Raw genomic sequence first — 8,693 nt, 5'->3', positions numbered from 1 at the left:
AAATTGATACAGCATCACGTCACATGACTACCGCAGAAGATAATATTTTTAGTGATTTGGGGTTTTCTGATGCTCAGGCCAGTCAACTATTAGCAGAATCAAATGCAGAGATTGAACAAGCTTTGGTCATGAAAAAAGCACTGATGAGGTCAATTGCCGGTTGGATTAAATCAGAAGGGATACGGCAAGTGGACGCGGCCACATTACTACATGTGTCGCGTCCGAGAGTTTCAGATGTCGTTAATCAAAAAACAGAGAAATTCACTCTTGATTCATTGGTTAGCATGGCCGGTAATATCGGTAAGAAAGTCACACTTATCATTGAATAAAAAACTAGATTCCTATTTAGCGATACAACTCGACTAGTGCAGGTGTCACCTGCAATTCATGTTGCCAATGGGTGAGCGTCAGGGTGGCCAGTTGAGCCAGCCCTTGATAAAACGGGTGCCCGGCGTCGGGTTGCAGTAAGGCCAGATAGCGATACCCCCATGGCAGCAAGTGATCTGCCAGTAACTCGGGCAAATCAGCCGGTTGATGCTCTGCCAGCCAGGCGGCCATCATTAGCATTAGACCAAACTGATCCTCCGGTTCACCCTGCTCCAATGTGACTTCCACTTGCTTCTGCGCCATCCAGTGACGCAGTTTTAGGGTAGAGTCGCCAAATAACACAATTTCTTTATCGAGATAGACGGAACCCCAAGGCGGGGCAGGCAAAGCATAAGGGCCAATGAACAGCCGTTGCCAAGCTTCTTCTCGGGTTTCGTCACCTGCCGATTGCGCCAGCAAAGCCGCCATTGGCAGCAATTGCTGTTCCGAGCCATAAGGCCACTGTGCCGCCCATGAGCCATTGCTTAATTGCGCCACAATATCACAGCATTCTGGGCTATCTGGCTCGCAGTAAAATAGTATCCCTAAGACTCGTCCTGTCAGTTCAATATGCTGATATATCATGTCATTCCCACCGTCATATGCAGCCCATAAAACACGCCACGGCCAATCAATTCAGCAATAATAATCAATAACATGGCAAAAATCATCCCGAGAGTCATGGGGGTGCGCCCTCGGATTAACGGGCAAATCCAACAGCCTAATCCCAATACCAGTAACACCAAACGCCAGACCATCAAGGTGCCGTAATCAGGGATAAGCTGAGTAGCTTGCTGCACCGAGCTGTAAATCAGCGGCAAACTCGCGGCCTGCATAATGACACTGGCGAGACTGATAATCAGCGCTAACACACTGATCATCGGCAGTTGTAGCATGGCCCGCCCATTGATATCCGCCCATTGCAGCAGTAAATAACCCAACATTGGCCCGCTAATAAAGGCGGTCAGCACGAAGCCCAGTGGGGTATAAATATTATCCCAGGTGGGTACTGTATCAATGGAATAAACCCGACACATGGCATAAACGAATACCACGCCCAACACCATGGCCACCACCAACCAGATTTTACCCAGCAACGCGGGCATCTTATTCAAAATCGCCAGCAACCAGTAAAAACCTGCTACGGCAAAGAACACCGAACCGGCGGCTATCTCATTACTCAGCGCCGATTCACCGACCCGATTTAACGAGTTGAATGCCCGCATGGGCGAACCCAAATGTAGTGTCGAGGCAATGAAAGCCAAGGCCATCAACACCCACAACACAAACATGCTGCGGTGAACACGCTGTTGTTGCCCACGACTCAAACCGCCAAATATCAATGCCAGCCCAAGAACAATAAAGCCCCCGACCACGCATTGCCCCAGAACCGTAAAGACCATCAGTGGCCATTCATGCCATCCCATACCCATGTTATACCTCCTTCGGATTTGCCAGATGACCGGTGGTATCTCTGACCGGGCGGCTGTTGGCATTCGGTTTCACGACAATATTCGGTAAGGTGAAATGCGCGGCGGGCAAAGGGGCAACTTCAGCCAGTTCACCGTATTTCTCGCGCAACTCATCGATAGGTGCCATATCCAGCGCCCGCAATGGGCAGGAATCGACACAAATCGGCTTCTTACCGGCGGCAACTCTTTCATAGCAGCCGTCACACTTGGTCATATGCCCTTTTGCTTCGTCATATTGCGGCGCACCATACGGGCAAGCCATATGGCAGTAGCGGCAACCAATACAAATATCCTCATTCACCACCACAAAACCATCATCGCGCTTATGCATCGCGCCAGTCGGGCACACTTTGGTACAGGCGGGGTCACTACAGTGGTTGCAGGCAATAGAAAGATAGTAAGCGAACACATTCTGGTGCCATGCGCCGTTAGCCTGCTGCCAGTCACCTCCGGCATATTCATAAATGCGCCGGAAGCTCACATCGGTTGATAGATTTTTGAAATCTTTGCAAGCCAGCTCGCAAGTTTTGCACCCCGTGCACCGGCTGGAGTCGATGTAAAAACCATATTGCGTCATCAGTTAGCTCCTTAAGCCTTGGTTACTTGAACGAGGTTGGTGTGGGATGGGTTCCCTTTTGCCAACGGCGAGGGGCGCTGTGTGGTCAATACGTTGATACTGCCCGCTCTGTCGATGCGATTTTTATCTGGGCTGTACCACGCCCCTTCCCCTAGTGCTACCACGCCCGGCATCATGCGCGGCGTGACTTTGGCGTTAATCTGAACTTCGCCACGGCCATTAAATATCCGCACAATATCGCCATTTTTAATGTCGCGTTCTCTGGCATCGAGAGGATTAATCCACATTCCCTGACGGCAAGAGGCTTTCAGGACATCGACGTTGCCGTAAGTCGAGTGAGTTCGGGCTTTGTAATGGAAACCGGTCAGTTGCAATGGATATTTCTGGTTAAGGGGATCGTCAAAACTTTCGAACCCCGCGGCATACACCGGCAGCGGGTCAATAACATCATCCGGTTGTAACTCCCAGGTCGCGGCAATTTGCGCTAACTCGGCAGAGTAGATTTCAATTTTTCCCGATGGTGTGGTGAGCGGGTTAGCGAGCGGATCGGCACGAAATGCTTTATAGGCAACATGGTGCCCTGCCGGATCGCGTTTTTTGAAAATGCCCTGCTCGCGGAATTCCTCAAAGGAAGGCAGTTCAGGAATGGCTTCCCGTGATTGCTGATAAAGATGGCGCAGCCAGCCCTCTTGTGTGCGCCCTTCGGTAAATTGCTGCTCCACTCCCATACGTTTTGCCAGCTCACTGGTCATTTCATAGATGTTTTTGCACTCAAAGCGCGGTTTGATGACCTGATCGGCGAAGATCACATATGCCATGTTGCCACTCGATGCATCGAGGCAAAAGTCCATCTGCTCGGAAGCGGTACAATCTGGCAGAATGATATCGGCATATTGAGCTGACGACGTCATGTGGTTATCGATGACCACAATCATTTCGCATTTCTTATCATCTTGCAGAATGTCATGAGTACGGTTTATTTCTGCATGCTGATTAATCAGGCAGTTACTGGCATAGTTCCAGATAAACTTGATGGGTACGTCCAGCTTATCTTTACCCCGTACTCCGTCGCGGGTGGCGGTCATTTCAGGGCCGCGCTCAATGGCATCAGTCCATAAAAACATCGAAATACTGGTTTTAATTGGGTTTTCCAACGTTGGCATTCGGACAAACGGCAGGCCGTAGGAGCCTTCACGCGCCCCGGAATTGCCACCATTGATCCCCACGTTACCGGTCAAGATAGCCAGCATGGCAATTGCGCGACTGGTATTTTCGCCGTTGGCATGGCGCTGTGGCCCCCACCCCTGCGCGATATAAGCGGGTTTCACCGAGCCAATTTCGCGGCCCAACTTAATTATTTTTGCGGCAGGAATACCGGTGATAGCCTCCGCCCATTGCGGCGTTTTGGCAGTGTTATCTGCACCCTGCCCTAAAATATAGGCTTTATAATGGCTATTCTTCGGCGCGCTTTCGGGGAGGGTTTTCTCGTCATAGCCCACGCAATATTTATCGAGGAACGGCTGATCCACCAGATTCTCGCTGATCATCACATACGCCAGTGCGCAGGCTAGAGCGGCATCCGTCCCCGGTCGCAGCGGTATCCATTCATCTTCACGGCCCGCAGCGGTATCGGTATATCGCGGATCAATAACAATCATCTTGGCGTTAGATTTCTCCCGCGCCTGCTCCAAATAGTAAGTGACACCGCCGCCACTCATCCGGGTTTCACCGGGGTTGTTGCCAAACAACACCACCAGTTTGCTGTTTTCAATGTCTGATGGGCTATTGCCGTCAGCCCAGCCGCCATAGGTATAATTCAGGCCGGCTGCAATCTGTGCGGTGCTGTAATCGCCATAATGATTAAGATAGCCGCCACAGCAATTCATCAATCGAGCCAATAAGGTTGAACCCGGTGGCCACGAGCGGGTCATGGTGCCGCCCAGCGTACCCGTGCCGTAGTTCAAATAGATGGCTTCATTTCCATACTCACTAATGATGCTTTTCATACTGGCAGCGAGGATATCAAATGCCTCATCCCATGAAATACGTTTGAACTTGCCTTCTCCACGCGCGCCCACGCGTTTCATTGGGTATTTTAATCGGTCTGGGTTATACACCCGCCGACGCATTGAGCGGCCGCGTAAACAGGCCCGCACCTGATGCAACCCCTCAAAATCATCGTCACCGGTATTATCCGTTTCGACGTATTTAATTTCGCCATCAACCACATACATGCGCAGTGGGCAACGGCTGCCGCAGTTAACGGTGCAAGCACTCCATATCACTTTGCCATCATTAGCCGGGTTTATTGCAGATTGAACAGCGTGTGCGGTGCGGGAAAACGGTAGCGAAAATGCTCCGGTTGCCACGGCCAGGCCGCCGACGACTGTCGTTTGGACCAGTTTTCGGCGCGTAATTTCTGCCGTTAACAGCCGGGATTGGTTGGTCTCTTTCATAAGATTCCCACTTGGTTGCATTCCAGAAAATGGAGAACATCGCAATAGATGAAATCCGATTAATTCAAAAAAATGAGTTATTCAGCGGGAGGGATGGTTAAGGCAGATCGCGGTGGCTCAGTGATAGCAATTGTTATAGTTAGGATGATAAATATACCGCCCCGCATCAGTGACCCTACCTCTTTTGGGTAGAACGGGAGTTGTTTGGTATCAATAAAGCCATGAGGATTAAACTTTCCTCATGACTTTATAATCAATTTGTGACGAATGACCGTTCTTTCAGCAAGCTTGATGATAAAGCGTCATTATCTCATCAACCGAGGCTTCACGCGGGTTGCCCCCAGTACAGACATCGGCAAAGGCTGCCGCCGCCAGTGCTGGAATATCATCAGCCCGCATCCCAACAGCACTGAGAGAAGCGGGGATGCCAATATCACGATTCAGTGCAAATACCGCCTGGATAGTTTGCTCGCGCACTTTGTCCAGCGGCAAACTTAATGCATTATCCAGCCCCATTGCCACTGCGACTTGACGGAAGCGCTCACCGGTATAAGCTGCGTTATAGCGCATGATATAAGGCAATAAAATGGCATTAGCCACGCCATGTGGCATGTTGTAAAACGCGCCAAGCGGGTGAGCCATACCGTGTACCAATCCCAGCCCCACATTGGAAAAGCCCATACCGGCAATATACTGCCCAAGCGCCATATCTTCGCTTGCTGTGGCATCCCCTTTTACTGATGCCCGCAAGGAACGGCTGATAACCTCAATGGCCTTGAGATGCAAAGTATCCGTCAGCTCCCAAGCGCCTTTCGTCAAATATCCCTCAATAGCATGCGTTAACGCATCCACCCCCGTCGCCGCTTTTAGCGCTGCGGGCATGCTGTCCATCATATCGGCATCAATAAATGCTACGGCGGGAATGGCATGAGGATCGACGCAAACGAATTTACGCCGCCGCTCTTCGTCAGTAATCACATAGTTAATGGTCACTTCCGCAGCCGTCCCGGCAGTGGTAGGGATAGCGAGAATAGGTACGCAAGGCTTACGGGTATCTGCGACACCTTCCAGACTACGCACATCGGCAAACTCAGGGTTATTGATAATAATACCAATAGCTTTACAGGTATCCTGTGGCGAGCCGCCCCCCAAGGCTATCAGGTAATCCGCTCCACTTTGGCGAAAAGCATCTACCCCTTGTTGCACAACACTGATAGTCGGATTGGGTTTGACGGCATCAAAAATGGCGAAATCCAAACCGGCCTGTTCCAGGCGACTGATTAAACGGGTTGCCACACCACATTCGAGCAGTATTTTATCCGTGACGACCAATGCTTTTTGATAACCCCGCCGGGTAACCTCATCGGTCAGTGCCGCCAATGATCCGCGACCAAACCACGCCGTTTCATTTAAAATCATTCTATTCATGATTGATTCCTCGATGTTTTTGTCCACCTGCTATTTTTAGCCACGAGCTAGTCTTCAACCCGCAAACCGTAGGTTTTGAATTTCTCCAATACCACACTGATTTCTTCTGTAGATAACACCGGCACCTCATCAACAATCGGTAAAATCGCCAGTAGCAATGTGGCCAAAACCTCCACCTCATGGGCCAACCACAGTGCTTTCGCCAGGTTTTCTTCACAAGCAATCAGGCCATGATGCTGCAACAAAGTCGCTTTACGTTTTTTCATCGCCACAGCGACATGTTCAGAAAGCGCTTTGGTGCCAAAGGTGGCATATGGCACACAAGGGATATCATCACCACCCGCGGCAGCAATCATGTAATGAATGGCCGGAATCGGACGATTTAGAATCGAAACTGCCGTGCAATGAACTGAATGGTTGTGCACCACAGCATTGGCATCGGGCCGGGTTTGGTAAACGGCCTGATGAAAGCGCCATTCACTGGAAGGAACTTTGCCCGCCTCGTGGTGACCGTCGGCATCAATATAAACAATATGTGACTCGGTGAGCTTGTCATAAGCGATACCGGACGGCGTAATCAAAAAACCCTCTTGATAGCGCACGCTAACATTGCCAGCCGTTCCCTGATTCAGGCCTAAGCGGGTCATTTCAAGGCAGGTATTAATAATGTCTCGCGCCAATGCTTCCTTTTTCATTTGTTCCTCTCTTGGGATGCAAATACCTAAATGTAAAAATGCATTAAATAATGTATTGGGTTAATGAGCGTGAAGATGAGACATATTTTTCGCTCATTTAATTAAAGTAAAAAATGAAGCGCGCAAAAGTGTGAGCCAGGTCATGAGTATTCATTGTTTAATGCCAATTTAAGTATTGTTTGTTTTTATAAAATGTCCGTTTGAAAACACGACAGGACTAAACGGTCAAATACCTGTTTACATATATATTTATGATGAATTGACCGTTTGTGACAGAAATAAAATAATCGGTCATTACCTTTGTGTGTTTGAAACACAATTCATTTCAAACGGTCATGAATTGTTTTTATTTAAAGTGATTATCATCACAAAATATCAGCATTGAGTTACCAATGTGATTCAGCTCATACTTTTTAGCGATTTTTACCTTATAAAGAACGGGACTTAACGCAATGAAGATATTTTAATTTGCACAAAGACAGTTAATGTCGAACCCAAAAAAAACATCATTCATTAAACAAAAAATTTCCGTCGAATATTACGAACTTTCGAACGAGTGAAGTATCTGACGAGGGCACCATGGGAAATATTTTAATACAAACAGATAGCACCAAAATTTCCGCCTCGGTAAGTGACGAGTCGGTAAATAAAAAAAGATATCTGATTCCTTTCGCGTTGCTGTGCTCGCTGTTCTTTCTTTGGGCAGTAGCAAACAACCTAAATGATATTTTATTACCTCAGTTTCAGCAGGCATTTACGCTAACCAATTTTCAGGCTGGCCTGATTCAATCCTCTTTCTATTTCGGTTACTTCTTGATCCCAATCCCAGCGGGCATCTTGATGAAAAAATTCAGTTATAAAGCGGGGATTATCACCGGACTTCTGTTCTACGCCTTTGGCGCAGCCCTGTTTTGGCCTGCCGCAGAGACGATGAATTACACCTTGTTTTTAATCGGTTTATTTATCATTGCGGCCGGTTTAGGTTGCCTTGAAACGGCCGCTAATCCCTTTGTTACCGTATTGGGGCCTGAGAAAACCGGCCATTTCCGGATCAACCTGGCGCAAACATTTAACTCCTTTGGTGCCATTATCGCCGTGGTATTCGGGCAAAGTTTAATCCTCTCCAATGTCCCCCATCAGACACAGGAAGTATTAGATAAATTGTCGGTTGAGGATTTAAATAGTTATCACCATAGCTTGGTCAAAGCGGTACAGTTACCCTATTTGATTATTGTGGCAGTGGTTATTTTTGTTGCGCTATTAATTCTTATCACTCGGTTCCCTGCAATAAAAAGTGAGTCTGACGATACACACAATGGTTCTTTCTTTGCATCATTACCACGTTTATTAAAAATAACTCATTGGCGCTGGGCAGTATTAGCACAATTCTGTTATGTCGGCGCACAAACAGCCTGTTGGAGTTATTTAATTCGCTATGCCATAGAAGAACTGCCAAATGTTACACCCGGATATGCTGCTAATTATTTAACGGCCACCATGGTGTGTTTCTTTATCGGTCGATTCAGTGGAACCTGGTTAATTACCCGCTTCGCGCCTGAGAAAGTATTAGCCGCTTATGCATTAATTTCAATGTTACTTTGTATTATCTCGGCAGCCTTTGGGGGACATATTGGATTATTAGCGCTGACATTATGCAGCATGTTTATGTCAATACAGTACCCTACCATTTTCTCTTTAG

General features: G+C 48.2%; 8 protein-coding genes. 2 read left to right on the top strand and 6 right to left on the bottom strand.

Features of this window, described 5'->3' with window-relative positions:
• The first annotated feature begins 2 nt into the window (after positions 1–2).
• Complete coding sequence (locus ACNSO8_RS01180; protein WP_418393574.1) at positions 3–329, top strand: helix-turn-helix domain-containing protein; 327 nt, start codon at positions 3–5, stop codon at positions 327–329.
• A gap of 16 nt (positions 330–345) precedes the next feature.
• On the opposite strand, the gene dmsD is transcribed toward ACNSO8_RS01180, so the two are convergent.
• The 6 genes from dmsD to ACNSO8_RS01150 form a co-directional block, all read right to left on the bottom strand.
• On the bottom strand, positions 346–951 hold the full coding sequence (gene dmsD / locus ACNSO8_RS01175) for a Tat proofreading chaperone DmsD (RefSeq protein ID WP_418393573.1): 606 nt from the start codon (positions 949–951) through the stop codon (positions 346–348).
• A complete protein-coding gene (locus tag ACNSO8_RS01170; protein ID WP_418393572.1) occupies positions 948–1,799 on the bottom strand; it encodes a dimethyl sulfoxide reductase anchor subunit family protein in 852 nt (283 codons plus the stop codon). Before ACNSO8_RS01170 ends, dmsD begins: the two co-directional genes overlap by 4 nt.
• A 1-nt stretch (position 1,800) precedes the next feature.
• A complete protein-coding gene (locus ACNSO8_RS01165; RefSeq protein ID WP_042547915.1) occupies positions 1,801–2,418 on the bottom strand; it encodes a DMSO/selenate family reductase complex B subunit in 618 nt (205 codons plus the stop codon).
• A gap of 8 nt (positions 2,419–2,426) precedes the next feature.
• Complete coding sequence (dmsA, locus tag ACNSO8_RS01160) at positions 2,427–4,871, bottom strand: dimethylsulfoxide reductase subunit A (protein WP_418393571.1); 2,445 nt, start codon at positions 4,869–4,871, stop codon at positions 2,427–2,429.
• Between the two features lie 279 nt (positions 4,872–5,150).
• Positions 5,151–6,302, bottom strand: coding sequence for a lactaldehyde reductase (gene fucO, locus ACNSO8_RS01155; RefSeq protein WP_418393575.1), 1,152 nt, complete (start codon positions 6,300–6,302; stop codon positions 5,151–5,153).
• 44 nt (positions 6,303–6,346) lie between these two features.
• Positions 6,347–6,994 (bottom strand): L-fuculose-phosphate aldolase, encoded by a 648-nt coding sequence (locus tag ACNSO8_RS01150; RefSeq protein ID WP_418393570.1) that lies wholly within the window; start codon positions 6,992–6,994, stop codon positions 6,347–6,349.
• Positions 6,995–7,573: 579 nt separating this feature from the next.
• Between ACNSO8_RS01150 and fucP the strand changes: the two genes are divergently transcribed.
• Positions 7,574–8,693 (top strand): L-fucose:H+ symporter permease (fucP, locus tag ACNSO8_RS01145; RefSeq protein ID WP_418393569.1); only part of this gene is annotated, 1,120 nt, incomplete at its 3' end.

This window comes from Yersinia sp. LJYL362 (genome assembly GCF_048323875.1).
Note: the sequence above shows the minus strand (reverse complement) of the source record. Positions and strands in the feature narration are given on the sequence as shown.